Here is a 23,405-nt window from a genome sequence, read left to right on the forward strand (position 1 = left end):
CGGGACCCGCCGTAAGGCCAAACCTGCTGGTGGGAGGGTCGTAGGGGATCCTCCACAAGAAGCGCGCAAGAATACCGTCTTGTGGATGCCACCCCGCGCCCGCCCGTGCTGGCGGGGCTACGCCGCACGTACGAAGGCGAGCCGCTGCTCGAGTCCGACGTCGCGCCCGATCCGATCGCACAGTTCACCACCTGGTTCCAGGACGCGCTCGACGCCGGCCTGCCCGAGCCCAACGCGATGATCCTGGCCACCGCCTCCGCGGGCGGCCGGCCCGGCGCCAGGACGGTCCTGCTGAAGGGCTACGACGAACGCGGATTCGTCTTCTACACCAACTACGAGTCCCGCAAGGGCCGCGACCTGGCCGAGAACGCCCGCGCGTCCCTGCTGTTCCCCTGGCATCCCATCCGCCGCCAGGTGCGGATCGAGGGCACCGTGACCAGGATCCCCCAGGAGGAGTCGGCCGAATACTTCCGCTCCCGCCCGTACGGCTCGCGCATCGGCGCCTGGGCCTCGCGGCAGTCGGCGGTCGTGCGCTCCAGGGAGGAGTTGGACGCCCGCTACGAGGAACTGGCGGCGCGCTGGCCGGAGGATCCGCCGGTGCCCGACTTCTGGGGAGGTTTCCGGGTCGCCCCGGTGGAGGTGGAGTTCTGGCAGGGCCAACTCGACCGGATGCACGACCGGCTCCGCTACCGGCGCACGCGACCCGGCTGGGTTCTGGAGAGATTGGCCCCTTAAGGTCTTCTAAGTGGCATTCGGGGAGCTGGTCAAGCGTCATGTGGTGGACACCAGGCCGCTGGGCGTGCAGGCCTACCGGCGGCTCTGGGTCGGCCAGGCCATCTCGCACATCGGCGTCGGCGCCACCGTCGTGGCCGTCGGCCAGCAGGTGTGGGAGCTGACCCAGTCCTCGTTCTGGGTGGGGCTGCTCGGCATGGCCAACCTCGTGCCGCTGATCGTCTTCGGACTGTGGGGCGGGGCGGTGGCCGACGCCGTCGACCGGCGCAAGCTGCTCATCGCCGGCTCGGTCGTCGCCTGGGCCGCCACCCTGCTCATCCTCGTGCAGGCGCTGCTCGACCTGCGCAACATCTGGCTGGTCTTCGGCGCGGTCGCGCTCAACGCCACGGGGTTCGCGATCACCGGGCCGACCAGGGGAGCGATCATCCCCCGGATCCTCGAACGGGAGCTGGTGCCCGCGGCCAACGCGCTCAACTCGCTGGTGTACAGCATCGGCGCGGTGGCCGGGCCGATGGTCGGCGCGGTGATGCTGGCCTCGGGAGGGTTCGCCGCGGCGTACGCGGTGGACGCCCTGCTGTTCACCGGGAGCCTCTACGCGGCGCTCAGACTGCCCTCACTGCCTCCGCTGGGCGAAGTGAGTCGTCCGGGTGCGAGGGCCGTCCTCGCGGGCCTCAGCTTCATCGCCAGGAGCCCGGTGCTGCTGATGTCGTTCGTCGTCGACATCATCGCGATGGTGTTCGCCATGCCGCGGGCGCTCTTCCCCGAACTCTCCGCCGACCGGTTCGGCGGCTCCATGATCGCGCTCGGCTGGATGACCTCCGCCATGGCCATCGGCGCCGTCGCGGGCGCGCTGTTCTCCGGCTGGGTGGGCCGGGTCTCGCGGCAGGGGGTGGCGCTCGTCGTCGTCATCGCCGTGTGGGGGCTCGCCGTCGCCGCCGCCGGGCTGGCGCACGAGCTGTGGCTCGTGGTCACGTTCATGGCCGTCGGCGGCGTGGCGGACGTCGTCTCGTCGGTGTGGCGGCAGTCCATCCTGCAGCTGTACGCGCCCGACGAGATGCGGGGGCGGCTGCAGGGCGCGTTCATGGTGGTGGTGGCGGGCGGCCCACGCCTCGGCGACCTGCGGGCCGGCGCCACCGCGACGGCGTTCGGGCTGAGCGGCGCCTGGGTGGGCGGCGGGATCGCCTGCATGGTGACGGTGCTGGTCGTGGGGCTGTCGGTGGCGGGCTTCAGGAACTTCCGCGCCCACCAGCCGGCCCAGGCCCCCGACCGCCCGGCGCCGGAAACCGGTTGACCACCCCGGCCGCCGCCCGAACGCCGCCCTCGGCCACGGCTCCGGCCCTGAGGGCCCGGTCCCTGCGGTTCCGGTCCTGAGGCCGGACCGGTCAGGCTGCGTCGGCCGCGGTCCGCAGATCCGCCAGGAACCCCTCGTACGCGTCGTCCCTGTCGGGTGCGCGCAGCACCGCCGACGGATGCACGGTGGCCACCGCGAGCGCGTCCCCGAGCGGAACCGGTTCGCCGCGCTGCCGGGTCACCCGGAACTCCCGCCCGAGCAGCGCCCTGGCCGCCGTCGCGCCGAGCACCACGACCACCTTGGGCCGTACCACGGCCAGTTCGGCGTCGAGCCACGGACGGCACGCGTCGATCTCGGCGGCCGTCGGCTTCTGATGGATCCGCCGTTTCCCTCTCGGCGTGAAGGAGAAATGTTTGACGGCGTTCGTGAGATATACGGACTCCCGGGCGATCCCGGCCTCGCGCAGCCCTCGGTCGAGCACGCGGCCGGCCGGCCCGACGAACGGGTGCCCCTGCCGGTCCTCCTGGTCGCCGGGCTGCTCGCCGACCAGCATGAACGCCGCCCGCCTCGGCCCCTCGCCGAACACCGTCCGGGTGGCGTTCCGATACAGGCCGCAGCCCTCGCAGTGGGCCGCCGCCTCGCGCAGGTCGTCGAGCTGCAGCCGGTCGGGAAGGAACCGGGCCGCTCCGTTGTTGCCGTCCATAACCATCGTCGGTCGTTCTCCCAATAGGCTTGACGTGACTCCTGTGCCCGCTGCGGACGGGCTCAGTCCCCGCCACGACCGGCGTAGCATTCAGTTGGGAGGACTGCCTTGACCGCACACGGCCTGATCGACACCACGGAGATGTATCTCCGCACGATTTACGAGCTCGAGGAGGAGGGCATCGTCCCGCTCCGAGCCCGCATCGCGGAGCGCCTCCAGCAGAGCGGCCCCACCGTGAGCCAGACCGTCGCGCGCATGGAGCGTGACGGGCTCGTTCGCGTCGAGGGTGACCGGCATCTCGCCATGACCGAGCTGGGGCGCACGCTGGCCACCCGGGTGATGCGCAAGCACCGCCTCGCCGAGTGCCTGCTCACCCAGGTGATCGGGCTCCCGTGGGAAGAGGTGCACATCGAGGCGTGCCGCTGGGAGCACGTCATGTCGGAGTCGGTGGAGTCGCGCCTGGTGACGCTGCTCGGCAACCCCACGGTCTGCCCGCACGGCAACCCCATCCCCGGGCTGGCCGAGCTGGGCGTCAGCGAGGTGGACGAGTCCGGCGACAGCGCGCTGACCACGATGTGCGACGTCGCGGGGGCCAGGGAGACGCCCGTCGTCATCCGCCGAATTAGCGAACAAGTGCAAAGCGATCCCGCTGTGATGCTTAAACTCAAGCAAGTTGGGATACAACCCGGACGCGAGGTGACGCTCGCGGCGAGCGACGATGGTGTGCGGGTGACAGGTGACGGTGACAGTGACGACACTCCCGCGGAGCTTCCGCGTGATGTCGCCGCGCACGTTTTTGTCTCCAAGCGCTGACGCGCGCGCGGCTGCTTGGTTGAATCCCTCCTGGGAGGCCCTCCACTCTCCCTTGGCCAAGACTGTTGCAGGAGCGCCCGTGGTCCGCTTTGCAGACACGCCACCCCGAGGAGTGGTCGCCGGATGAAGCGATGGGGGGATCTGTCACAGGAAACGGCTGATCACCTTGGCGCCGGATCCGTGCTCGACCAGGCTGAGATGGCGGTGGTGGTCACCGACCGTTTCAGCAACCTGCTCTACTGGAACCCGTTCGCCGAGAAGCTTTTCGGCCACACGGTCACGACGTCGGCGCGTGACACGTCCGTCCTGTCCCTCGGGATCATGGAGAAGGACCACCCGCTCGCCATCGACCTGGCCAAGCACGTGCTCAAGGGCGGCGTGTGGGAGGGCACGTTCGACGTCCGGCGCGGCGACGGCACGATCGTCTACGTTCGCGCCCAGGCGGTGCCGTTGCGCCACGAGTCGGGCTCGGTCACGGGCATCGTCATCCTCGCCCGCGAGGCGCTGCGCAGCAACGAGCGCGAGAAGGACCGGTTCGGGCTGCTCGAACGCATCGGTGAGCGGCTGGCCGGCTCCCTCTACGTCGAAGAGACGCTCAAGCGCGTGGCCGAGATGCTGGTCCCGCAGTTCGCCGACCACTGCTTCATCGAGTTGACGGAGGGCGACCGGCTCGTCCGCAGGGTCTCTCAGCACGTACAGGGGTGGTCGCCCCCGTCGGGCACATGGAAGCCGGTGGGCGCGGAGATCCGCTATCCCTCCGGCCACTACGCTGACACCGCGCTGCGCCGCCAGGAGACCATCCTGGTCGAGGACTTCTCCAACAGCAGTTTCCCCGCCCCCACCGAGAGCAGCGCGCGGTTGTGCGGCGAGATCGGCATGACCTCGGCCATCGTCGCCCCCCTGCTGGTGCGGGGCGAGACGCTGGGGCTGATGTACCTCGGCCTGTCCAACCTCACCGACCGGCGCAGCCCTCACTACGACGCCTTCGACCGTGACTTCGTGGGCGCCATCGCCACCCGGGTCGCGCTCGCGATCGACAACGCGCTGCTGTTCGAGGAGGAGCGCCACACCGCCGAGTCGTTCCAGAAACACCTGCTGCCGAGGGCGCTTCCGCAGCTCGACGGCCTGCAGATCGCGGTGCGCTACTACCCTGCCGCCCCGCTCGCCTCCCACGGGCAGGGCATCCAGACGCAGGTGGGCGGCGACTGGTACGACGTGATCCCGCTGTCGGCCGGCCGCGTCGGCATCGTCATCGGCGACGTCGAGGGCAGGGGCGCCAAGGCGGCGGCCGTCATGGGGCAGCTCAGGGCCGCGCTGAGGGCGTTCGCTCAGGACGACAAGTCGCCCGCCGACATCCTGGCCAGGCTCGACGAGTGGACGCGCATCATCGCCACGCCCGAGCAGGACGACAGCGGCGCCGACATCAGCATCCCGCCCATCGTGACCTGCCAATACCTCGTCTACGACGCCTGGTCGCGCCAGCTGTCCTTCGCCAACGCCGGCCACGCGCCGCCGCTGCTGCTCGTCGACGGCCAGTGCGTCGAGCTGGACATCGAGGAGGTCGGTCAGCCGCTCGGGGTGCGCGCCAAGGGCCTGCACGCCGACCTGGTCTACAAGGAGGAGACCCGCACCCTCCCGCCGGGCGCGGCGCTGCTGCTCTACACCGACGGCCTCGTCGACCGCCGTCCCGGCCGCGACGGACGTCCGCCGAGTGAGGAAGAGACGCTCGGGGTGCTCTGCGAGGCACTGACCAAGATGTCCGGGGCCGAGGCCGAGCGCATCGCCGACGTCGCCACGGTCGCGGTGCCCGGCGAGATCGACGACGACATGGCGATCCTCGTGGTCCGCTCCAGCGACGTCGATCTCGACGTCGAGGAGCGCACGTTCCCCGCCCAGCCCATCATGGTGGGCGAGGCCCGGCGCATGGCGTCGGAGGCGTTCGCGGGCTGGAATGTGCCGGAGGAGCGCGCTGAGCTGGCCTGTCTGCTCGTCTCCGAGGTGGTGACCAACGTCGTCCTGCACGCCGCCACCTCCAGCGTGCCGCGCAGGGAGCTGGTCGTGGAGGGCCCGCCGCTGCCGTTCGAGGAGTCGTGGGACGTCCCGGGCCTCGACGACGAGGTGGTCGGCGACAAGGAGTTCACGCTGCGGCTGCGCAGGGGCGAGGAGTCGGTCTGGGTCGAGGTGTTCGACCAGGACCTGCGGCTGCCCCGCATCCGCAGCGCGGGCGAGAACGACGAGGGCGGGCGTGGCCTCTACCTGGTCGACCAGCTGGCCAGACGCTGGGGATCGCGACCTACCAGGGAAGGCAAAGCCGTCTGGTTCGAGATTCCCACGCGCAGCAGGTGAGTGATTCACTGGGCGGATGGAGCTGGCCTTCGAACGACGGGGCGTCGGCGCGCCGCTGATCCTCATCCACGGCATCGGTCACCACTGGCAGGCATGGTCGCCGGTGCTCGACCGACTGGCCGCCGCACGCACGGTGATCGCGCTCGACCTTCCGGGTTTCGGCGCGTCGCCGGGGTTGCCCGACGGCATCCCCTCCACCGCCGAGTCGCTGGCCGACGCCGTCGAGTCGTTCTGCGCGCTGCTCGGCGTACGCGAACCGCATGTGGCGGGCAACTCGCTCGGCGGCTACATCGCGCTGGAGCTGGCCTCGCGTGGCGTCGTAAGGTCGGCCACCGCGTTGTCGCCGGCGGGTTTCTGGTCGCGTTCGGAGCTGGTCTACTGCCAGTCGGTGCTGCGTGCCCTGCGAGCCTCGGCCAGGGCGATGCCGCAGGAGCAGGTCGTCAGGGCGGCGGAGAACCCGATGCTCCGGGCCGTGTCGGCCGGGGTGCTGGTCGCCCATCCGTCGCGGTTGTCGTCGACGGCGCTGATCGCGGCCACGCAGGCGCTGGGCCGGGCGAGCGGCTTCGACGAGACGCTGGAGTCGTTCGCCGGCCTGATGCCGCCCGCGCCGCCGAAGTCGCCCATCTCGATCGTGTGGGGCGAGCACGACCGGCTCCTGCCGCGCCGCCAGGCGGTGCGCGCGGCCCGCTGGTCGGGGCAGCGGGTCAAGCTGCTGAAGGGGTGCGGCCACGTGCCGATGAGCGACGACCCCGGCCTCGTGTCCCGCGTCATTCTGGAGTCTTCGGCGGCCGAGGCCGGATCCCGGTAGGCCGACGTACGGCGGCAGGTCTGAACTCGTCAGGCGCGCCACTTCGGGCGGGCGGCACTCGCCGAAGCGCTGTGCCCAGTGCTGCTACGGTATGCCGTTGTTCTCATGTCAGCCTGCTGCTGACCGGCCACGAAAGGAAGTCAACATGCCCAACGACGGCGACGGGATCGACGTGGCACTCGCCGGTGAGCTCATCGCCATGACCGACGAGGATCTACGTTCGCAGCAGGGGGCGAGCGCTGGAGGAGAGGCATACCGCGACTGGAAGAACAACGTCGAGGCGCAGCTGACGTACCGCCGCGTGACCACCCGGAACGCCGATCGCCTCACCGAGATCATGGACCAGTACGGCTGGCCGACGGTCACGCTGGTCGGCGAGGAAGGGGCACGCCGGGCGTGGTTGGTCGCTCAGCATGCCGATCGGCAGCTGGACGTGCAGCGACGCGCGTTGCGCCTGATGGAGGAGGCGGTGGCGGCGGGGGAGGCCGACCCCGGCATGCTGGCCATGCTCCGCGACAGGGTCCTGGTGAACGAGGGACACGAGCAGATCTGCGGCAGCCAGATCGCCGACGTCAGGGACGGGGTTCCCATTCCGTGGCCTTGTCAGGATCCCGCCCATGTGAATCGGCGGCGGGCGGAAGCCGGGCTTGATCCGCTCCCCGTCTGATCGAGCGGGGCCTAGACCTTGGTCTGGCCCCAGACGAGCAGCATGGCGATGATGAACACGATCATCACCCCGGCATAGCCGACCGGGCCCAGGCGCAGTGCCCGGCGCACGCGGTTGAGGCCCCACGCGACCAGCAGGGCCAGGAAGACCAGGAGGATCAGGCCGCCGTCCATGCGTCCAGTATGCGGTGTGCGCGGGCTTTCCGCGCGGTCGTGGTCGAGATGATGCGGATGCCGCGGCCAGGGATGATCTGTGTGCGGTGTTCACGAGGATGACGCCGACAGCGGTCCAGGGGTTGCCAACGATCACTCATGGATCCTGCCGTCATGACATCGCCACCGTTTTTTACACTGGCATGACTTCGCCAATTTCATCGAGTAGATTGCCGTGCCAAAGCGCTTCCCTATAAGAGTGCTTCTTGTCCTTATTTGGGTGTATGGCGAAGATTATGACTCGTGGCTGGCATGCGCTATTGAGTGAGTGTTTGCGCAAGACGGACATCTCCGGACGGGGTGGGATGCCGGTCATTCTTCTCATGGGGCTGCCGGAAACAGGGAAGAGTGCCATGCTCGATCGCATGGCGAAAGGCGTGCACAGGCCGCCATCGCCCGTGATCCGCCTTCAGTCGGATCTGTCGCCTCCTGCGGATCTCTCGAAGCTGGTTCAGACGTTCGCTCACCGGCTGATAGTGGACGATAAGGTCAAGATGCCCCGTACCATCTTCACCTTGGTTGTTCTAGGCATGGATCCGAACTTGCCGGACATCCAGCTAGCAGACGAACTGGAGCGCACCCTCGACCCCAGGAAGGATCAAGCGCCGGACAACCTGGCGCAGCTGGGTGAACTCGCGGGGTTGTTGCCGAACGTCGGCCCCTGGCTGAGAATGTTGATCATTGGTGCGGGTCTGGTCGGCCGCCGTGTCAACGCCGGCGAACGGCTGTATCACGATGCAAGGGCGTGGCTGGACAAAAGAGTCGACGGCAACATTTTCGGTCTCACGCGCGATTACCATCGAGGTCACGCGCATGAAAAGGCCATCGCGCGGAGAATGCTCGTCGAAGCCTTCCTCGAAGATCTCGCCCAGGCGTGGGCCGGCCGGACCTATCCCCGCAACTGCCTTCTGCTGCTCGACGGCGCCGACCATCCGGTCAAAAGCTCCTTTCTGCAGGCTATTGTCGATGCGAGAACCTGGCGCGCCAGAGAATCTCTGGACGCGGATCCTCTCCTCGTCGTGGCCGCATCGAGGACGTGGCACAAAGGCATCACCGGATGGACATGCCCGGGAACGAGGGGGGAACGCCGGCCGCCCGCGCTCGGAACTGCGGCGTACTGCGACTGGCTCGAACGACGCGGTCCAGCGGAACCGAGTTACTGGTACCCCGTGCTCATGCCGGAGGCCGAGCCGGCCGAGACGACTTATGGGCCCGCGATCGCCACACTGACCGGCGGCTACGCGGGTGCGGTTCGTGAGCTGACCGCCCTGCTGGGCGGGGCCAGGGACGACGACGACTTCCGCGCCATCCTGCACCGGGCACGGACGCTCGACCGCCTCCCGCACCTGCCGTCTCACCGCGACCAGCTGACCGCGTGGTCCGCGGCCAGATGCGTCGACGATGCCGAGAACGCCCTGCCGGACGGTACGAACCAGGCCTCGCGTCTCCGCCACGATCTGGCCGCGGGGCTGTGGCTCACCAGCCTCGGAGGGGAGGCGAACCGCAGAGGAATCCCCGCGTCCCGCGACGGCAAGGAGGTCGTCGTCCTTCATCCCTGGCTCAGGCGGCTGCTGTTGCACCGCCTTGCTGGAGACCCGCAACGCTGGGACCAGGCGCACGAGGCGATGGAGAGCTATTACCGCAGGCCCGAGGTGGCCGATGAGGTGTCCGCCATGTACCACAGGCTCGCGCGGGTGACGGACAAGGACGACTCGCATCTGGACGAAGTGGTGAGCTTCCTGGCGGAGAAGATGACGGAGCTCGACGTACGCGACCAAGAGGACACCCGTCTTGCGGAATGGGTCCGCATCTACGAACAGGTGACCACGGCGCCCAACCGCCTGCCGTTGGACCGGCCCCTGGACGCGCTCTACGACGCGTTGGTCGCGAAGCGGTCCGGCGCGGGCCCGTCGGACCGGGCCTGCGTGATCAGGACACTGGTGGTGGACAGGTGGTTCCATCTCGACCCGCTGCTCGATCCGCGCGGCAGACGCAGAAGCAACATCAGGCTCCAGTTGCCCATGTTGCAGACCAGCACCGGGGCGGCGTTCTTCGGGCGGGAGGCAGAACGTTATGACGACCGCGGTCGCTGACGTGTGGTTTCCGCCCTCCACCGGATACACGCGGCGTCGCCGTCTGAGGCGGATCGGGACCGTCGCGGTCGTCGTCCTGGCTCTCATGGCAGCCGGCATGCATGGCGTGCTCAGCTCACCGCCGAAGCTCACCGACGCCGCCGACACCTTCGACCAGAGCCTGGAGGACATCATGGAACGCATCCGTGCGGAGAACGCGAAGGTGATGGCCGGCCATCCGGACGCGTACGCGACCATCGTCGCCTTACTGCCGATGTCGGGCGACGCCGCCGAGACGGGTCTGGGCCTCGACTCCATCAGACATGCACTCCAGGGGGCCCACCTCGCGCAGCTGTGGCGCAACGCCGACCCGTCGGCGGCCCCGTACATCAGGCTGCTCGTCGGAAGCATCACGTCCGATGAGTGGGAGGACACCGTGGAGGAGCTGGAACGGCGGGTGGAGAGCGAGCGCATCACGGGTGTCATCGGGTTGGGCAACAGCGTGGACGCCACCAAGCGAGTGATCGGCCGGCTGAGCCAGACCAAGATCGCGATGGTGGCCGCCGTCATCACCTCCGATGAGCTGCAAGGCCATGAAGCGCTGGTACGCGTAGCACCCCTCAACAATGACCAGGCCGAGGCCGCTGTGCGTTTCGCCGAACGGGCCGTCCCGGTGCTCAAGCCCATCACCGTGACGGACACCAACTCCCGTGACAGCTACACCAAGTCGCTGAGCGAGTCCTTCGAGAACACGCTCGCGAGCGTCGTCGTCGCGAAGCACCGCAGTCGGCCGCTGACCTTCGACTCATCGGTCAAGTCGGCGGGGACGGTCATCGGCAACATCGCGGACAAGATCTGCAACTCCGACGCCAACACCGTCTTCTACGCGGCCCGTTCGCAGCACCTCCCCACGCTGCTCCAGGGCCTGAGCCGGTCGAGACCCTGCGTGGAACGGGGGATGACCGTCATCGCCGGCGACGACGCCAGCGAGATCAGCAAACCCGTCAAGGACCCCAGGTGGGCGGACAGCGGTGGCAAGATCCGGTTGTATCGCACTGCTCTGGCCCACGGCGCGAACGTGTCCGATCCGGACAGCAGGGTGCTCGACGCGATCAAGGCCAGGTTCGGCGCGAAGGACACCAAGGGGTATGCGCGGCTGTTCGGCGCGGAACCGCTGGACGACGGCCACGCGATCATGCACCACGACGCCCTGTACCTCACGATCAAGGCAATCGACCGGTATGCCAGGGACCTGGATGAGCTGGGGCCGGAGGAGGTGGCTGCCATGCTGCGCAGCGGCACGGTCTCCGTGGACGGCGCGAGCGGCAAGATCGAGATCGGCCATGACGGCAATTCGCTCAAGCGGGAGGTCCCCATCCTGCGGCTCGACCCCTACGGCAACACGTCCTTCGCCCAGTGGGCGTCGCCGCAGCCCATCGGTGACCGGGCGTGGCAGGACGACCGCGCGGTCAGAATCCGAAGGAGCGGCCGATGATCTCCTTCATGATCTCGGTGGTGCCCCCGTAGATGGTCTGGACCCGGCTGTCCATCCATGCCTTGGCGACGGGATATTCCGTCATGTAGCCGTAGCCGCCGTGGAGCTGGAGGCAGCGGTCGATGACCTTGGTCTGCACTTCGGTGGTCCACCACTTGGCCTTGGCGGCGTCGACCGCGGTGAGTTCCCCGGCGTTGAGCGCGCGGATGCACTTGTCGACGTAGTGGCGGGCGATCTCCGTCTCGGTGGCCAGCTCCGCGAGGACGAACCTGGTGTTCTGGAACGACCCGATGGAGCGTCCGAACGCCTGGCGGGTCCTGCAGTATTCGATGGTCTGTTCCAATACGCCCTCCGCCGCGGCCACCGCCGCCACGGCGATCGACAGGCGTTCCTGCGGCAGGTTGTTCATGAGCTGCACGAAGCCCTCGCCGTCGTCCGGGCCGAGGCGGTTCGCGACGGGCACGCGTACGTTGTCGAAGAAGAGCTCGGCGGTGTCCTGGGCCTTCATGCCGATCTTGTCGAGGTTGCGTCCGCGTTCGAACCCCTCCATGCCGCGCTCCACGACGACCAGGGTGGTGCCCCTGGCCCCCGCATCGGGGTCGGTCTTGGCCACCACGATCACGAGGTCGGCGTTGATGCCGTTGGTGATGAACGTCTTCTGCCCGTTGACGACGTAGTGGTCGCCCTCGCGGATGGCCGTGGTCCTGATGCCCTGCAGGTCGCTGCCCGCGCCCGGTTCGCTCATCGCGATGGCGGTGATCAGCTCGCCGCTCACGAACCCGGGCAGCCACCGCCGCCGCTGCGCGTCGTCGGTCAGATCCACCAGGTACGGCGCCACGACGTCGTTGTGCAGCGAGAAGCCGAGCCCGGTGGCGTTGTTCCGCATGAGCTCCTCGACGATCACCGCGTTGTAGCGGAAGTCGCGGATCCCGGAGCCGCCGTGCTCCTCGGGCACCGAGAAGCCGAACATGCCGAGTTCGCCGGCCTTCTTCCAGACCTCGCGGGGGACCACGCCGTCCTTCTCCCACCGCGCGTGGTGCGGCACGACCTCACGGGCCATGAACGCGCGCACGCTCTCGCGGAAGAGGAGGTGCTCCTCGTCGAAGAGGTCTCGCTGCATCGGTCGCCTCCGGAATAGGGTCCTGTTACTGCGAGGTATACCCCTTTTGCCGGTACGGCGGGAGCCGCGGACACGGGTTCATCACAAGTGCCCGGATGTGGTGGATTCGGTATGTAGGGCGGGTGTTTTCGACTCTAGGATCTACCGTCGGCGTATTTGTGGCTGATCGGAGTCTCCCGTGAGTCGATGGCGCAAGGCGTTGATCGCCGCATCGGTGGGCGCGGCCGCTTCCACCGCGTTCGTCGTGACCTCCTCCATCCCCGGCCAGGCCGAAGCCTCGCTGGTGGCCACCTACCATTGCGAGGGCGGGATCGCCGGCGCCGGGGTCGACATCGAGGCCAGGATCACGCCGCAGATCGAGGCCGGCGGGCTGATGAACGTACGCTGGGGCATCTCGTACGCGGGCACGCAGCGCTTCGGCTCGCCCGGGTTCTTCCCCGCGGGCTCCTCCCTCGACCTTGAGGGCGTCGTGGACATCAGCGGCGCCTGGATCGGGCAGCTAAGGCCGAGGGGCGGCCAGGAGCAGGGCGAGCTGGTGCCGGGCGAGTTCCTCGACCTGCCGGAAGGGCTGTCCGACCAGGGATCCATCGGGCGTTCGGGAACGGTCCGCTTCAGGCCCGGCGCCCTGACCGTCAGGTTCACGCCCGCCGAGGGCGAGGTGACGGTCAACAACGACAAGACGTCGGACATCGCGTACGACGGCGGCTGGAGGCGGAGGCAGACCGCCGAGGAGTTCGCCGACCACCTCAACGACGTGCACCGGACCAGAACGAAAGACGCCAAGGCCACGCTGAACTTCACCGGCACGAAGGTCGCCTACATCGCCAGGCGCGAGCGCGGCCTCGGCAAGATCCAGGTGAAGCTGGACGGCCAGACCGTCACCGACCCGCTGGTCGAGCCGGGCAAGGACCGTAACGGCACGGAGATGACGGGCACCGCCTCGAAGGAGGTCCTCTGGGAGTCGCCGGAGCTCAAGTACGGGCCGCACATCCTGGAGACCATCAACATGGAGGAGAAGGTCGCCTACGTTGACGCGTTCAGGGTGACGGTCAGCGACATCACCGAGCCGCCGGAGCACGACCAGGCCACGTGCGAGCTCCAGGGCGACCCCGGGGCCATCGACGTCACCGTGCCCGGACCGACGGATGACCCCTCGGACGACCCGACGGACGACCCCAGTGACGACCCGAGCGAGGATCCGACCGACGAGGACAGCACGCCTCCGGGCGGCGACTCCATCGGCGGGGATCATGTGGCCGTGGTGCCCACGGGTTCCAGCTCGGGTTCGTCCACCCCGAAGAGCTCCAAACCGACCGCGACCCGGTACGTCCGTGCCCAGGTTCCCAAGACGCCCAAGGGCGGCGTGGACAGCGGTGAGGCACCGATAGCCGGTGAAGGGCCGCCGCTCGGGCTCGTGACCAGCGGGGCCGTGCTGGTGGTGGGAAGTGTCGGCGGCGGTCTGCTGCTGCGCAGGCGCAGGGCCGCGCACGCGGGGGGAACGGGCCGATGACCGAGCAGCCGATGACCGAGCAGAGGACGCCGATGCAGCGCGCGCTGCCCGGCCTGCTGATCGCGGGCTCGCTCGGCGGTGTCGGCATCGTCATGGTGACGCTCCTGTCGCTGGCGCCGCCCGTGGACGACGGCTCCGGTCCGCTCGCGGCGCCGGCCGCCGCGCATGAGACGCCGACGATGGCTCCGACGAAGGTGCCGATGGAGAACGCGGGCGCGTTCGTGCTCCCGGCCACGGTGGGGCCGGGAGGCAAGGACGTGCCCTTGACGCCGGCCCGCCTGGAGGCGCCGCCCCCGCTGGCCGCCGCACCGGTCGTGCCCGCCATCCCGAAGGCCAGGAAGAAGAGCACGGCCCAGGTACGACCCACCCGCATCAAGATCCCCAAGATCAAGGTGAACGCGTCGATCCGGTCCGTCACCCTGGACAAGCAGGGCAAACTTGGCACCCCGCCGTTGCGCAAGGCGGGCCTGACCGGCTGGTACCGCCACTCGCCCCTCCCGGGCGAGCTCGGGCCCTCGATCATCAACGGCCACGTGAGCACCCGCCGAGGCCCCGCCGTCTTCGACCGCCTGCGCGAACTGGCCAAGGGCGACCAGATCTACGTGTACCGCTCGGACGGCAAGGTCACCCGCTTCACGGTCAGCGGGATCGAGCAGGCCAGCAAGAACACGTTCCCGACCAAGCGGGTGTACGGGAACACCACCAACTCCCAGATCCGGCTCATCACGTGCGGCGGCGTCTACAACAAGACAACCCACCACTACACGGACAACATCATCGTGTACGCGACGTTGTCGAAGAAGAAGGGCTGACCGGCTGTTTTCCGGGTTTACGGGAAAGTTGACAGGGACAGTTCGTAAGATCTCAACCTAACCGTGACCAACGGCTGGAATTCTGGCACGACTGTTGATACTGCGCTGAAATGGAGCTGGAAGTGCTGACGTCCAAGGCGCGGCGCCGCCTCGCCCTCAAGACATCCGCTATGGCCGTTCTAGGCGCAGGGATCTTCGGAGCGATACCTGTGATGGCCGCGGTGGCGCAACCGGCTCCCGTGGCTTACAACTGTGCAGCGAACGGAACTAACGCGAGCGTCGTCTTCACCATGGAGTTGAAGACGCCGACATCAGCCAGGCCAAGCTCACCGGTGACCATAAGCTGGGACGTTCGCCAGCCGGCGTCGGACTACCTGCCGGCACCGGCCGACATCACTCCGAGCAGCAGCGTTGTGGCGCAGGGAACCATCAGCCCCAGCGGATCGCCGATCCCGTCGACTCCTGTGGTCGCCAGTGCCTCCGCCATACCGACGATCACAGAGAACTCGCCCCTGCCCATCCCGACGATGACCTTGGTCGTCACGCCCACTGCCTCCGGAACCGTAGCGCTCAAGGGGGGTGGATTCTCGCTCAAGGTGAATGAGGACACCTACACCTGCCAGCCGGGTGCCTCCGGCGGGCCTTCCGCCAGCTTTGTCGTCGGCACCGGCACCCCGACCAACACCCCCACGAACACGCCCACGAACACCCCGACCACTACCCCGACCAGCCCCAGGCCCACGAAGACCAGCACCCACACGGTGACCATCACGCCGTCGTCGGAGGACGAGCCCACCAGGAAGTCCGAGACGCCCAAGGCCGGAGCCGACACGGGAGCTGGTGGCACCATGGGCCCCGACGGCCGGCTGTTCATCCTCACGGGTGGCGCGCTGATCATCGCCGCCGCCGGAGGCGGGCTTCTCCTGCGTCGCCGTAACGCGGCCCGGGACTGACGGAGATGTCCGGCTACTACCCGTACGGTGGCGGCGCTCCCGTACCCCCGCCTGAGGACAAAGGGGGCGCGGCGCTCAGGACGGTGCTGATCGTGGCGGCCATCGCCGGTGTGGTGACCGTGGTGGCCGGGCTGCTGATCGTGTTCAGGTCGCCCGACGAGTACGGTCTGGCCGCCAACCGGGACACCCTGGCCCTGGAGGCGCAGCCGAAGCCGTCGGGGCAGTCGGAGCAGGCGTTGTTCCAGGGCGGCCCCGATGTGCCGCCGCCGCTGCCCCAGATCAAGGCGGCCCCTCCCATGTTGCCGTCCACCCCCATGCGGCTCGTGATCAAGCGGCTGGGGGTCAACGCGCCGATCAGGTCGGTGGGTCTGGCCAGGAACGGCACGATCCAGGTTCCGCCGCCGGACAACGCCAACCTGGTCGGGTGGTACCGCAACATGTCGACGCCGGGCGAGGCGGGGCCGGCCGTCCTGCTGGGGCACAAGGACACCAAGACGAGGCCTGCCGTGTTCAACCGGCTGCCGGAGCTCAAGCACGGCGACACCATCGAGGTCAAGCGCCAGGACAAGACCACGGCGGTGTTCACGGTCGGCGGTGTGGAGCAGGCGAGCAAGAAGACGTTCCCGACCCAGCGGGTCTACGGGAACCAGGAGAACGCCCAACTGCACCTGATCACCTGCGGCGGCACCTATGATCGTCGCACCGGGCACTACACCGACAACGTCATCGTCTATGCGACGATGACGAGCTCCTATCGAAGCTGAGCGCGGAGGCTGGGCATGGGCTGGATGGCGAAGCGACGACTGCGTACAGGCCCCACGGCGGTGCTGCCCACCAAACCCGACCCGGCGAAGCTGCTGCGGATCGTCCAGCTGGCCGATCCGGGCGCGCGCCAGGACGGCGACGACATCGTGGCGACCGACGTGCGGGTGTGCGCGCCGGTCGAGGCGGCGGCCGAGCTGACTGGCGGGGTGCTGGAGAAGGCGTGGGCGGTGCGGGTGGCGGCCGAGGGCCCGCTGCCGATCGACTTCTTCGACCGCTACCTCGCCGAGGGGCTGGCCTTCCGGCTGAAAGGGCTGGCGGTGTGCAGGGGCGAGGTGAGCGATCCCGCCGACGAGACGGAGGGCGGCCCCGCCGTCATCCTCCCCGTACGCCCGGAGACCGACGAGCTGGCCCCGTTCCTGGAGCAGGACGACGAGGAGTTCACGTTCACGGCAGGCGACGTCAAGGCCGCGCTGGTGCCGCAGAAGGGTGGCCCGCCGGCCGCGGCGGAGTTGCTGCCGTTCGCGACCGAGTTGACGGCGATCGAGTTGCGCGGCGAGGAGCCGGAGAAGCTCGGCGCGCTCGCTCTGCGATTGTCCGAGGCGCTGAACGGGCTGGCGGTCGACCGGTGGCGGTTCAGGATCGACGCCGCGGAGGACCTCGTACCTCCCTCGGAATGACCCCAGAACGTCGTTCTGTTGTAATGTGCACCTAGTAACCGAATATTGCTCGGTTTCCAGGAGGCACTGTGGCAGAGGCGTACATCGTCGGGGCGGTCCGCACCCCGGTCGGCAAGAAGAAGGGCGGCCTGTCCACCGTCCATCCCACTGATCTGGCCGCGCACACGCTGAAGGCGCTGATCGAGCGCACCGGCGTCGACCCTGCCGCGGTCGAGGACGTCATCATGGGGTGCGTCATGCAGTTCGGCCCCCAGAGCATGGACATCGCGCGCAACGCCTGGTTGTCGGCGGGCCTGCCGGAGACCACCGCCGGGGTCACGATCGACCGGCAGTGCGGCTCCTCGCAGCAGTCGATCCACTTCGCCGCGCAGGGCGTCCTGTCCGGTACGCAGGACCTCGTCGTGGCGGCCGGCGTCGAATCGATGAGCATCGTGCCCATGGGCGCCTCGATCACGGCCGCGCTGGAGAACGGCATGCCGTTCCCGTTCGGCGAGATGTGGGTCGAGCGCTACGGCAAGCAGGAGATCTCGCAGTTCCGCGGCGCGGAGCTGATGTGCGAGAAGTGGGGCTACACGCGCGAGGTCCTGGAGCAGTACGCGTTCGAGTCGCACCAGCGCGCCGCCAAGGCCATCGCCAACGGCTACTTCAGGGACCAGATCGCCCCCGTCAACGGCGTGGAGGACGACGAGGGTCCCCGGGCCGACACCACCCTGGAGAAGATGGCCGGGCTGAAGACGCTGAAGGAGGGCGGCCAGATCACCGCCGCCACTTCCTCGCAGATCTCCGACGGCTCGGGCGCGGTGCTGATCGCCTCCGAGCAGGCGGTCAGGGAGCACGGCCTGACCCCGCGCGCCCGCATCCACCAGCTCGCGCTCATGGGCGACGACCCGGTCTACATGCTGACCGCACCGATCCCCGCCACGCAGCGGGCACTGAAGAAGGCCGGCATGTCCATCGGCGACATCGACGTCGTCGAGATCAACGAGGCCTTCGCGCCGGTGCCGCTGGCGTGGACGAAGGAACTCGGCGCCGACCCGGCCAAGGTCAACCCCAACGGCGGCGCCATCGCGCTCGGCCACCCGCTGGGCGGCACGGGGGCGATCCTCATGACCAAGCTCCTGCACGAGCTGGAGCGTACGGGCGGCCGCTACGGGCTGCAGACGATGTGCGAGGGCGGCGGCCAGGCCAACGTCACCATCATCGAACGCCTCTGAGCGAAGACGGCGCGAGCGCCGCCTCCAGGCGTACGGGGGAGGCGGCGCTCGCTCTTCACTACCATCCCTGGTAGTTGTCCTTGGTCAGCGGCCCTTCGACGGCACACGCCTCGGCGGCGCGATCGGGCGCTGCGGCATCTTCGGCATCTGCCGGGGCGTGGGCAAGGAAGGCCGGCCCTTCTTCTTGTTGCTCGCGCGAACTCGCATGAGATAGCTCCTTTGCGTAACTCTCGACGCGGCTCGGAGGCCGGTCGGCAAGCTCAGCTGCCGCGTCTGGACGGACTGGCGGTCATGGCTGGCTGCGCACGGGCCGTGGGAGGCCCGGCGAATCACAGGTAAAGGCGCATGCCCATGAAGTTAGAGGGCCGCCGGTGGCTCGCGCAACCGGATTAATCCTTGGGCAGGAGGCTGCCGAGGGGGCCCAGGTCGAGGTTCAGGTCCGACGGCTCCAGGCCGAACCGGTCGCAGAGCTCCTCCATGGCCTCCTCCAGCCGCATCAGCGTCATGCCGAGCTGCTCGATCTGCTCGTCGGACAGGTCGCCCTGCTCCATCCTCCGTACGGACTGCCGCTCCACGAGCTGGCGCAGCAGCTCGACCAGCGTGAGCACGAGCCGGGACAGGTCACGCTCCACCGCCTCCGCGTCGGTGTCGATCCGCAGCCGCGGCTTCCTGGCCTGGCGGGCCGGCTCCACGGGGTCACTCGTCATCGCGGATCGAGGTGATCAGGGCGTGGATGGAGATGCGTACAAGGTCGATGTCGGCGATCGACAGGACGAGGTCGCCGCTCACCACGACGCCCCCGGCGAGCAGCCGGTCGAGCAGATCCACCAGCGCCACCCGCTCGGCGGGCAGCCGTCCTTCCTCGGCGAGCAGGGCCCCACGGGGCTCCTCGTACGTCATGGTTCACCCCCTTCGTCCAGCGTGGCGAACGAGTACGGTGCCCACGGGCCGGTCAGCTCCAGTTCCCCGCCCTCGCGGCGCAGCTCGTCGACGGCCCGTACGAACTCCGCGTGCCGTTCCTCGTCGACCAGGTAGGCGCCGTTGAGGACCATCCACTCCTTGCGCCCGGACAGTTGCGGGTCCTGGGCCCGGTGGCGGCGCCCGGCGACCGCGACGGAGGCCAGCCGTTCGTGAACCTGCTCGGCGCGTACGCTCGCCCGCCGCCACGCCTCCTCCCTGCTGCGCAGCCCCGCCTGGCGTTTGCGCAGGTACGCCGCTCCCGGGCCGGTCGCCGCGCCGGCACGGTCCTGGGCGGCGGCGGGTTCGGCCTGCTCCGCCGGGTCGGCGTAGACCTTCACGCCCCACTCCTGGCGGCCGGTGATGCGGTCGAGAGCCTGACGGAAGGCGTCGTGCCGGTCCTCCAGCAGGCCGGCGACCTGCTCGTCGCCGCTGTAGACGGTGACGAGCCGCACAGGTACGGCGGGCACCGCCGACGCCACCGCCTCGACCACGTGGTGGTGCGCTCTGGCCGTCTCGTCGAGCCAGTCCAGGTCCTCCATGGATCGCCGGAGCGGCTCCTCCCCGAACTGGGACAGCGGCACGGTGCTCACGTACGCGACCAGCCCGGCATGGGCGACCGCCCGCACCGGTGTGCCCGCCACCCCCGTCAGGCCGTCGGGGGAGGGGGCGCCGGAGTCGCGCGCGACCACGTAGAGGTACGTGCCTGCCTCACCCGTCATCTCGTCTCCTTCCCGCACGCCGCCGCGGCGCGGGCTCGACGTCGTCCTCGTCCTCCTCCTCGACGTGCCCCTCGATGGAGGGAGGGGCGGAGCGGCCCTCCTCCAGGGCCGCGAGCCTCCTGCGCAGCCGGCGGTTCTCCTCCTCCAGGCCGCGGTCCTTTCCCGTCAGCCACGGGTCGTGCTCCCACCAGTCGATGCCCATCTCCTTGGCGGTGTCGACCGAGGCGACGACCAGCCGCAACTTGATCGTCAGCAGCTCGATGTCGAGGAGGTTGACCCGGATGTCGCCCGCGATGATGACACCTCGGTCGAGCACCCGCTCCAGGATGTCGCCCAGGTTGGCCGGCTCGCGCCCGCCGCCCGTCGAGGACGGGTAGGCGCGTCCCGCCGGTCGGGCCGGCTCCATCATCCGCCCTCCCCCTGGTCGCCGCTGCCCCGCCGGTAGCGGCGCAGCCTCCGGTACGAGCGCAGCTCGCCCTCGCCGTCCAGCTCGACCTGGTAGAGCGCGAGTATGTCACCCGAGGACGGGATGCGGCGGTCCTCCACCACTTCGACGTTCACCACCCAGCCGTCGCCCTCCGGCTTCACCAGCGTGATCCCCTCGGACTGCCTGCTGGTCAGCTCGACGATGTGTCGCTGCCCGGTCGCGCCCGCGGAGCCGGCCGACAGGCCGCTCGCGCGGGAGCGCGGAGTCTCCTCGTCCTCGGGGGGCTGGTCCTCGACGGGCTCGCCGGGTTCGGCGTCCTGCTCGGCAGGGCGCCGTGGGCGGACCCTTCGCTGGGCGGGCACACGATCACCTTCCTTCCCCGGGTAGGCCGGTGAGCCTGGCGAGGATCTCCTCCATGGCCTGGGCGGCCTCCTCCTCCGTCATGCGGCCCTCGTTCCTTGCCTCCTCGACCGCTTCGAGCTCCCGCCGCACCACCGCCGGGTCGTGCAGCTCCCGCTCGACCTGCTCCTGGATCAGCTCACCCAGCCGGACCACGCCGCGCACCGGCGCGAGCGGCCAGGTGAACAACGAGCTGATGAGCCCCATCAGCCGCCACCGGCGCCCTGCGCCACGATGAAGTCGTACGCCGCCATCGGCCCGAGCAGGCGCAGCTCGACCCGGCCTGCCCAGCGCTGCGCGATCTTGTCCAGAACCTGCTCCAGCTCGTCCTGCCGGTCCGTCTCGACGAGGACCGCCAGGTGCACGGCGTCCAGCTCGTGGCTGGGGTCGCGCAGCGAGGTGAGCTCCGAGACGGGCGTGACCGCGTCGAGCGCCGCCTGTGTGTCGGCCTCCCGCTTGGCGTTGATCGTCTGGTCGACGATCTCGCCGATCTGGATCCGCGCGTCCCTGGTCACCTCCTCGGGCTGGTCCTTGATCTGCTCGCGCAGCTGCGCCAGCTGAGGGTGCTCGTCCATGATCTCGGTGAGTACGGCCCGCTCGACGTAGCGGCCCTTGATGACGTACTCCGCCCGGCCTTCCAGCTCTTCGAGCGCCGCCTGGAACTCGTCGTGGTGCGGCGCGAGCAGTTCCTCCACGACCGCCTCCGGGCCGGTCACGACCGCGCCGAAGCGTATGGGCAGCACCGGCACCTCGGCGGCGGCGGCGTCCAGCAGCCCTTCGTGGGCCATGAGGTCCTCGGGCGTGCCCAGCGGCCGGTCCAGCCGAAGTTCGCTGACCAGCGCGGCGATGTCGCCGTGCCGGACCACCGTCACCTCCGCGGACGGGCCGCCGACCCCATGGGCGTCGCCGGTCTCCTCGACGTCCGCGGGGACGATGCCGTAGACGTACGTGCCGACGCGCGGGTCGCTCCGCTGCCCGTCGTCTGACGGCTGGTGCCGGTCGGTCGCCTCGGATGTCGACATGTCAGCCACCACCCTTCCGCCGCCGGGCGGGTTGCCGTTCCTGATCTTCCTCTGACCCTCCGACCAGGCCCTCCAGCTTGTCGGCCGCGGATTCGAGCACGCCCTCGACGGCGTTCTTGCCCTTGTCGGCGACCATGCCCTGCTTCATGTTCTGCATGAGCTCGGGCAGTCCCTGGCCGCCGGACTCCGACAGATCGAGCCGGTTCACCGCCTCGGCATAGCGCAGATAGGTGTCGACGCTGGCGACGACGATCCGCGCGTCGATGGTCAGCAACTCGATGCCGACCAGCGAGACCCTGACGTAGGCGTCGATGACCAGTCCCTTGTCGAGGATGCTGTCGATCACGTCGGCCAGGCCTGTCGCGGTGGGGCGTTGCGCCACTCCGCCTGAGGCCGGCTGCACTGTCATATCCGGCTCCTTACGGTTCTCGGATGGGGGTACGGCTCAGCCGCCGCTGCGGCTCGCCGCCCTGCGGCGTACGGGAGCCCGACGGGCGCGGGGGCGCTCCTCTTCCTCGGGCTCCTCTTCGGGCTCCTCTTCGGGCTCCTCTTCGGGCTCCTCTTCGGGCTCCTCTTCGGGCTCCTCTTCGGGCTCCTCTTCAGGCTCCTCTTCAGGCTCCTCTTCAGGCTCTTCCTCGGGCTCTTCCTCGGGCTCCTCTTCCTCTTCCTCCTCCTCGTATTCGTCCTCGGGTTCGCCCTTCCGGGGCTCCTCCTCGTATTCGTCCTCGGGCTGCTCCTCCTCTTCCTGCTCGGCGGAGTCCTGTTCCTCCTGTACGGCCGTGTCGTGGTCCTTGACCACCTCGCCGTCGCGGATCTCGCCGCGCCAGCCGCCGTCGGCGATCTCGTCCGGGTGCAACATGACCTGGGTCATGACGTGCCGGGCGAAGTGTTTGAGCTCCAGCCGGGCGCGGCGGCCCTGCGCACGCCAGAGGTTGCCGGTGCCCTCGAAGAAGCCCTGCGGGTGGTATTCGAGGACGACCACGATCCTCGTCAGGTCGGGGGTGAGCTCGTGGAAGCTCACCGCGCCGTCCACGTACCCCTTCGCGCCCTCCGAGCGCCAGATGATGCGCTCATCAGGCACCTGCTCGTGGATGGTGGACTTCCACTCGCGGTGCGACCAGAGGATCTGCGCCTTCCAGGTGAGCTTCTCGTCGGACTCCTGGTCGACCGACTCGACCTTCTTCATGAAGCTGGGGAAATCTCCGAACTGCGTCCACTGGTTGTAGACCACCCGGATCGGGGCGCCGACGTCGATGGTCTCGACGATGTTGGTGACCTTGAGCTTCTTGCCGCCCTTGCCCTTGCCGCCCACCTTGCCCACGGCGCCTTTCAGCGCGCCCTTGGCCGCACCTGCCACAGCCGAACCGCCGATCGATGAGTCGTTGCCGGTGACCGCGCCGAGCAGATTGCCGCCGCTGCCCTCCGCGAAGTCGGACAGCCGCCCGGTCAGGCCCTCGACCTTGTTCGTCACGGACGACAGCGCGTAATGCGTTGCCGCCTGGCCGAGCTTGCGCAGCCCGGACTTGACCGGGTTGCCCCCGCCGCCCGCCTGCTCGCCGGCCTGCTTCGCCTTCTGCCCGGCCGCCTGCGCCGTCCTGCCCACGCGGCCTGCGCCCTCGCGCCCGGCCTTGCCTGCCTGGCCGGCTGCTCTGCGGATCGGTCCGCCCTTCGCCGCCTCGGTCATCGCG

Annotated in this window: 29 protein-coding genes; 14 read left to right on the top strand and 15 right to left on the bottom strand. The window is 69.2% G+C overall.

The features are described from left to right. The first annotated feature begins 81 nt into the window (after positions 1-81). Entirely contained in the window at positions 82-735 is a 654-nt protein-coding gene (gene pdxH, locus GUY59_RS15560; RefSeq protein ID WP_138201231.1) for a pyridoxamine 5'-phosphate oxidase, read from the top strand. 10 nt (positions 736-745) lie between these two features. Further along, the gene (locus GUY59_RS15565) at positions 746-2,023 is read left to right on the top strand and encodes an MFS transporter (RefSeq protein WP_252374950.1); all 1,278 of its coding nucleotides are present in this window, start codon (positions 746-748) and stop codon (positions 2,021-2,023) included. A 91-nt stretch (positions 2,024-2,114) separates the two neighbouring features. Here GUY59_RS15565 and GUY59_RS15570 read toward each other — a convergent pair whose 3' ends face one another. Then, entirely contained in the window at positions 2,115-2,726 is a 612-nt protein-coding gene (locus tag GUY59_RS15570) for a UdgX family uracil-DNA binding protein (protein WP_138201230.1), read from the bottom strand. 108 nt (positions 2,727-2,834) lie between these two features. Here GUY59_RS15570 and GUY59_RS15575 point away from each other — a divergent pair, with 108 nt between their 5' ends. The 4 genes from GUY59_RS15575 to GUY59_RS15590 all read left to right on the top strand — a co-directional run bounded on the left by GUY59_RS15575 (position 2,835) and on the right by GUY59_RS15590 (position 7,360). Next, positions 2,835-3,539 carry a metal-dependent transcriptional regulator gene (locus tag GUY59_RS15575; protein ID WP_138201229.1) on the top strand — a complete coding sequence of 235 codons (705 nt, stop codon included), beginning with the start codon at positions 2,835-2,837 and terminating at the stop codon, positions 3,537-3,539. 123 nt (positions 3,540-3,662) lie between these two features. Then, a complete protein-coding gene (locus GUY59_RS15580) occupies positions 3,663-5,885 on the top strand; it encodes an ATP-binding SpoIIE family protein phosphatase (RefSeq protein WP_138201228.1) in 2,223 nt (740 codons plus the stop codon). Between the two features lie 16 nt (positions 5,886-5,901). Beyond that, positions 5,902-6,693, top strand: coding sequence for an alpha/beta fold hydrolase (locus GUY59_RS15585; protein ID WP_138201227.1), 792 nt, complete (start codon positions 5,902-5,904; stop codon positions 6,691-6,693). Between the two features lie 145 nt (positions 6,694-6,838). Next, on the top strand, positions 6,839-7,360 hold the full coding sequence (locus GUY59_RS15590) for a DUF6624 domain-containing protein (protein ID WP_201760920.1): 522 nt from the start codon (positions 6,839-6,841) through the stop codon (positions 7,358-7,360). Between the two features lie 11 nt (positions 7,361-7,371). Here the strand turns inward: GUY59_RS15590 and GUY59_RS47495 are convergent, their stop codons facing one another. Continuing rightward, positions 7,372-7,533, bottom strand: a complete 162-nt coding sequence (locus GUY59_RS47495) for a hypothetical protein (RefSeq protein WP_171055397.1) — start codon at positions 7,531-7,533, stop codon at positions 7,372-7,374. Between the two features lie 311 nt (positions 7,534-7,844). Here GUY59_RS47495 and GUY59_RS15595 point away from each other — a divergent pair, with 311 nt between their 5' ends. Beyond that, positions 7,845-9,665 (top strand): hypothetical protein, encoded by a 1,821-nt coding sequence (locus tag GUY59_RS15595; RefSeq protein ID WP_138201226.1) that lies wholly within the window; start codon positions 7,845-7,847, stop codon positions 9,663-9,665. Positions 9,666-9,750: 85 nt separating this feature from the next. Further along, entirely contained in the window at positions 9,751-11,139 is a 1,389-nt protein-coding gene (locus GUY59_RS15600) for a hypothetical protein (protein ID WP_138201225.1), read from the top strand. Here the strand turns inward: GUY59_RS15600 and GUY59_RS15605 are convergent. Then, on the bottom strand, positions 11,114-12,259 hold the full coding sequence (locus tag GUY59_RS15605; RefSeq protein WP_138201224.1) for an acyl-CoA dehydrogenase family protein: 1,146 nt from the start codon (positions 12,257-12,259) through the stop codon (positions 11,114-11,116). The genes GUY59_RS15600 and GUY59_RS15605 overlap by 26 nt on opposite strands. 178 nt (positions 12,260-12,437) lie before the next feature. Here GUY59_RS15605 and GUY59_RS15610 point away from each other — a divergent pair, with 178 nt between their 5' ends. After that, positions 12,438-13,769, top strand: coding sequence for a hypothetical protein (locus GUY59_RS15610; RefSeq protein WP_138201223.1), 1,332 nt, complete (start codon positions 12,438-12,440; stop codon positions 13,767-13,769). Then, positions 13,766-14,581, top strand: coding sequence for a class F sortase (locus GUY59_RS15615; protein ID WP_138201222.1), 816 nt, complete (start codon positions 13,766-13,768; stop codon positions 14,579-14,581). Before GUY59_RS15610 ends, GUY59_RS15615 begins: the two co-directional genes overlap by 4 nt. A 370-nt stretch (positions 14,582-14,951) precedes the next feature. On the opposite strand, the gene GUY59_RS15620 is transcribed toward GUY59_RS15615, so the two are convergent. Both GUY59_RS15620 and GUY59_RS15625 read right to left on the bottom strand, forming a co-directional pair. Continuing rightward, on the bottom strand, positions 14,952-15,125 hold the full coding sequence (locus GUY59_RS15620) for a hypothetical protein (protein ID WP_161714556.1): 174 nt from the start codon (positions 15,123-15,125) through the stop codon (positions 14,952-14,954). Between the two features lie 66 nt (positions 15,126-15,191). Next, on the bottom strand, positions 15,192-15,350 hold the full coding sequence (locus tag GUY59_RS15625; RefSeq protein ID WP_161714557.1) for a hypothetical protein: 159 nt from the start codon (positions 15,348-15,350) through the stop codon (positions 15,192-15,194). Between GUY59_RS15625 and GUY59_RS15630 the strand changes: the two genes are divergently transcribed. From GUY59_RS15630 to GUY59_RS15645, 4 genes are all read left to right on the top strand, one after another. After that, positions 15,343-15,534, top strand: coding sequence for a hypothetical protein (locus GUY59_RS15630; RefSeq protein WP_138201221.1), 192 nt, complete (start codon positions 15,343-15,345; stop codon positions 15,532-15,534). The genes GUY59_RS15625 and GUY59_RS15630 overlap by 8 nt on opposite strands. A gap of 5 nt (positions 15,535-15,539) precedes the next feature. Then, positions 15,540-16,298, top strand: a complete 759-nt coding sequence (locus GUY59_RS15635; RefSeq protein ID WP_138201220.1) for a class F sortase — start codon at positions 15,540-15,542, stop codon at positions 16,296-16,298. 24 nt (positions 16,299-16,322) lie between these two features. Then, positions 16,323-16,976, top strand: coding sequence for a hypothetical protein (locus GUY59_RS15640; protein WP_138201219.1), 654 nt, complete (start codon positions 16,323-16,325; stop codon positions 16,974-16,976). A gap of 68 nt (positions 16,977-17,044) precedes the next feature. Then, positions 17,045-18,190 carry an acetyl-CoA C-acetyltransferase gene (locus GUY59_RS15645; RefSeq protein ID WP_138201218.1) on the top strand — a complete coding sequence of 382 codons (1,146 nt, stop codon included), beginning with the start codon at positions 17,045-17,047 and terminating at the stop codon, positions 18,188-18,190. A gap of 84 nt (positions 18,191-18,274) precedes the next feature. Here the strand turns inward: GUY59_RS15645 and GUY59_RS50000 are convergent, their stop codons facing one another. The 10 genes from GUY59_RS50000 to GUY59_RS15690 all read right to left on the bottom strand — a co-directional run bounded on the left by GUY59_RS50000 (position 18,275) and on the right by GUY59_RS15690 (position 23,401). Further along, on the bottom strand, positions 18,275-18,397 hold the full coding sequence (locus tag GUY59_RS50000) for a hypothetical protein (RefSeq protein ID WP_269128806.1): 123 nt from the start codon (positions 18,395-18,397) through the stop codon (positions 18,275-18,277). A gap of 182 nt (positions 18,398-18,579) precedes the next feature. Further along, positions 18,580-18,897, bottom strand: coding sequence for a gas vesicle protein K (locus tag GUY59_RS15650; RefSeq protein WP_132335316.1), 318 nt, complete (start codon positions 18,895-18,897; stop codon positions 18,580-18,582). Further along, the gene (locus tag GUY59_RS15655; RefSeq protein ID WP_132335314.1) at positions 18,887-19,090 is read right to left on the bottom strand and encodes a gas vesicle protein; all 204 of its coding nucleotides are present in this window, start codon (positions 19,088-19,090) and stop codon (positions 18,887-18,889) included. Before GUY59_RS15655 ends, GUY59_RS15650 begins: the two co-directional genes overlap by 11 nt. Then, the gene (locus GUY59_RS15660; protein WP_138201217.1) at positions 19,087-19,869 is read right to left on the bottom strand and encodes a GvpL/GvpF family gas vesicle protein; all 783 of its coding nucleotides are present in this window, start codon (positions 19,867-19,869) and stop codon (positions 19,087-19,089) included. The genes GUY59_RS15655 and GUY59_RS15660 overlap by 4 nt, the downstream gene beginning before the upstream one ends. Then, positions 19,859-20,278: a gas vesicle protein GvpJ gene (gvpJ, locus tag GUY59_RS15665; RefSeq protein ID WP_138201216.1), complete on the bottom strand. Its 420-nt coding sequence runs from the start codon at positions 20,276-20,278 to the stop codon at positions 19,859-19,861. Before gvpJ (GUY59_RS15665) ends, GUY59_RS15660 begins: the two co-directional genes overlap by 11 nt. Then, positions 20,275-20,658, bottom strand: coding sequence for a gas vesicle protein GvpO (gvpO, locus tag GUY59_RS15670; protein WP_138201215.1), 384 nt, complete (start codon positions 20,656-20,658; stop codon positions 20,275-20,277). Before gvpO ends, gvpJ (GUY59_RS15665) begins: the two co-directional genes overlap by 4 nt. 4 nt (positions 20,659-20,662) lie before the next feature. Next, the gene (locus GUY59_RS15675) at positions 20,663-20,902 is read right to left on the bottom strand and encodes a gas vesicle protein GvpG (RefSeq protein ID WP_138201214.1); all 240 of its coding nucleotides are present in this window, start codon (positions 20,900-20,902) and stop codon (positions 20,663-20,665) included. After that, positions 20,902-21,717: a GvpL/GvpF family gas vesicle protein gene (locus GUY59_RS15680; protein WP_138201213.1), complete on the bottom strand. Its 816-nt coding sequence runs from the start codon at positions 21,715-21,717 to the stop codon at positions 20,902-20,904. Before GUY59_RS15680 ends, GUY59_RS15675 begins: the two co-directional genes overlap by 1 nt. A gap of 1 nt (position 21,718) precedes the next feature. Further along, positions 21,719-22,126 (bottom strand): gas vesicle protein GvpJ, encoded by a 408-nt coding sequence (gvpJ, locus tag GUY59_RS15685; protein ID WP_132335302.1) that lies wholly within the window; start codon positions 22,124-22,126, stop codon positions 21,719-21,721. 36 nt (positions 22,127-22,162) lie between these two features. Then, positions 22,163-23,401 (bottom strand): SRPBCC family protein, encoded by a 1,239-nt coding sequence (locus tag GUY59_RS15690; RefSeq protein WP_138201245.1) that lies wholly within the window; start codon positions 23,399-23,401, stop codon positions 22,163-22,165. Positions 23,402-23,405: the final 4 nt, after the last annotated feature.

The sequence above is a fragment of the Nonomuraea sp. K271 genome (genome assembly GCF_009908215.1).
GTDB lineage: Bacteria > Actinomycetota > Actinomycetes > Streptosporangiales > Streptosporangiaceae > Nonomuraea > Nonomuraea longispora.

Bases quoted from the DNA above. Each gene is read 5' to 3' on its own strand.
- GUY59_RS15570 (WP_138201230.1), bottom strand. From the start codon at position 2,726: ATGGACGGCAACAACGGAGCGGCCCGGTTCCTTCCCGACCGGCTGCAG.
- GUY59_RS15580 (WP_138201228.1), top strand. From the start codon at position 3,663: ATGAAGCGATGGGGGGATCTGTCACAGGAAACGGCTGATCACCTTGGC.
- GUY59_RS15585 (WP_138201227.1), top strand. From the start codon at position 5,902: ATGGAGCTGGCCTTCGAACGACGGGGCGTCGGCGCGCCGCTGATCCTC.
- GUY59_RS15590 (WP_201760920.1), top strand. From the start codon at position 6,839: ATGCCCAACGACGGCGACGGGATCGACGTGGCACTCGCCGGTGAGCTC.
- GUY59_RS47495 (WP_171055397.1), bottom strand. From the start codon at position 7,533: ATGGACGGCGGCCTGATCCTCCTGGTCTTCCTGGCCCTGCTGGTCGCG.
- GUY59_RS15600 (WP_138201225.1), top strand. From the start codon at position 9,751: ATGGCAGCCGGCATGCATGGCGTGCTCAGCTCACCGCCGAAGCTCACC.
- GUY59_RS15605 (WP_138201224.1), bottom strand. From the start codon at position 12,259: ATGCAGCGAGACCTCTTCGACGAGGAGCACCTCCTCTTCCGCGAGAGC.
- GUY59_RS15615 (WP_138201222.1), top strand. From the start codon at position 13,766: ATGACCGAGCAGCCGATGACCGAGCAGAGGACGCCGATGCAGCGCGCG.
- GUY59_RS15625 (WP_161714557.1), bottom strand. From the start codon at position 15,350: ATGGTCACCGTGTGGGTGCTGGTCTTCGTGGGCCTGGGGCTGGTCGGG.
- GUY59_RS15635 (WP_138201220.1), top strand. From the start codon at position 15,540: ATGTCCGGCTACTACCCGTACGGTGGCGGCGCTCCCGTACCCCCGCCT.
- GUY59_RS15640 (WP_138201219.1), top strand. From the start codon at position 16,323: ATGGCGAAGCGACGACTGCGTACAGGCCCCACGGCGGTGCTGCCCACC.
- GUY59_RS50000 (WP_269128806.1), bottom strand. From the start codon at position 18,397: ATGCGAGTTCGCGCGAGCAACAAGAAGAAGGGCCGGCCTTCCTTGCCC.
- GUY59_RS15650 (WP_132335316.1), bottom strand. From the start codon at position 18,897: ATGACGAGTGACCCCGTGGAGCCGGCCCGCCAGGCCAGGAAGCCGCGG.
- GUY59_RS15655 (WP_132335314.1), bottom strand. From the start codon at position 19,090: ATGACGTACGAGGAGCCCCGTGGGGCCCTGCTCGCCGAGGAAGGACGG.
- GUY59_RS15660 (WP_138201217.1), bottom strand. From the start codon at position 19,869: ATGACGGGTGAGGCAGGCACGTACCTCTACGTGGTCGCGCGCGACTCC.
- gvpJ (WP_138201216.1), bottom strand. From the start codon at position 20,278: ATGATGGAGCCGGCCCGACCGGCGGGACGCGCCTACCCGTCCTCGACG.
- GUY59_RS15675 (WP_138201214.1), bottom strand. From the start codon at position 20,902: ATGGGGCTCATCAGCTCGTTGTTCACCTGGCCGCTCGCGCCGGTGCGC.
- GUY59_RS15680 (WP_138201213.1), bottom strand. From the start codon at position 21,717: ATGTCGACATCCGAGGCGACCGACCGGCACCAGCCGTCAGACGACGGG.
- gvpJ (WP_132335302.1), bottom strand. From the start codon at position 22,126: ATGACAGTGCAGCCGGCCTCAGGCGGAGTGGCGCAACGCCCCACCGCG.
- GUY59_RS15690 (WP_138201245.1), bottom strand. From the start codon at position 23,401: ATGACCGAGGCGGCGAAGGGCGGACCGATCCGCAGAGCAGCCGGCCAG.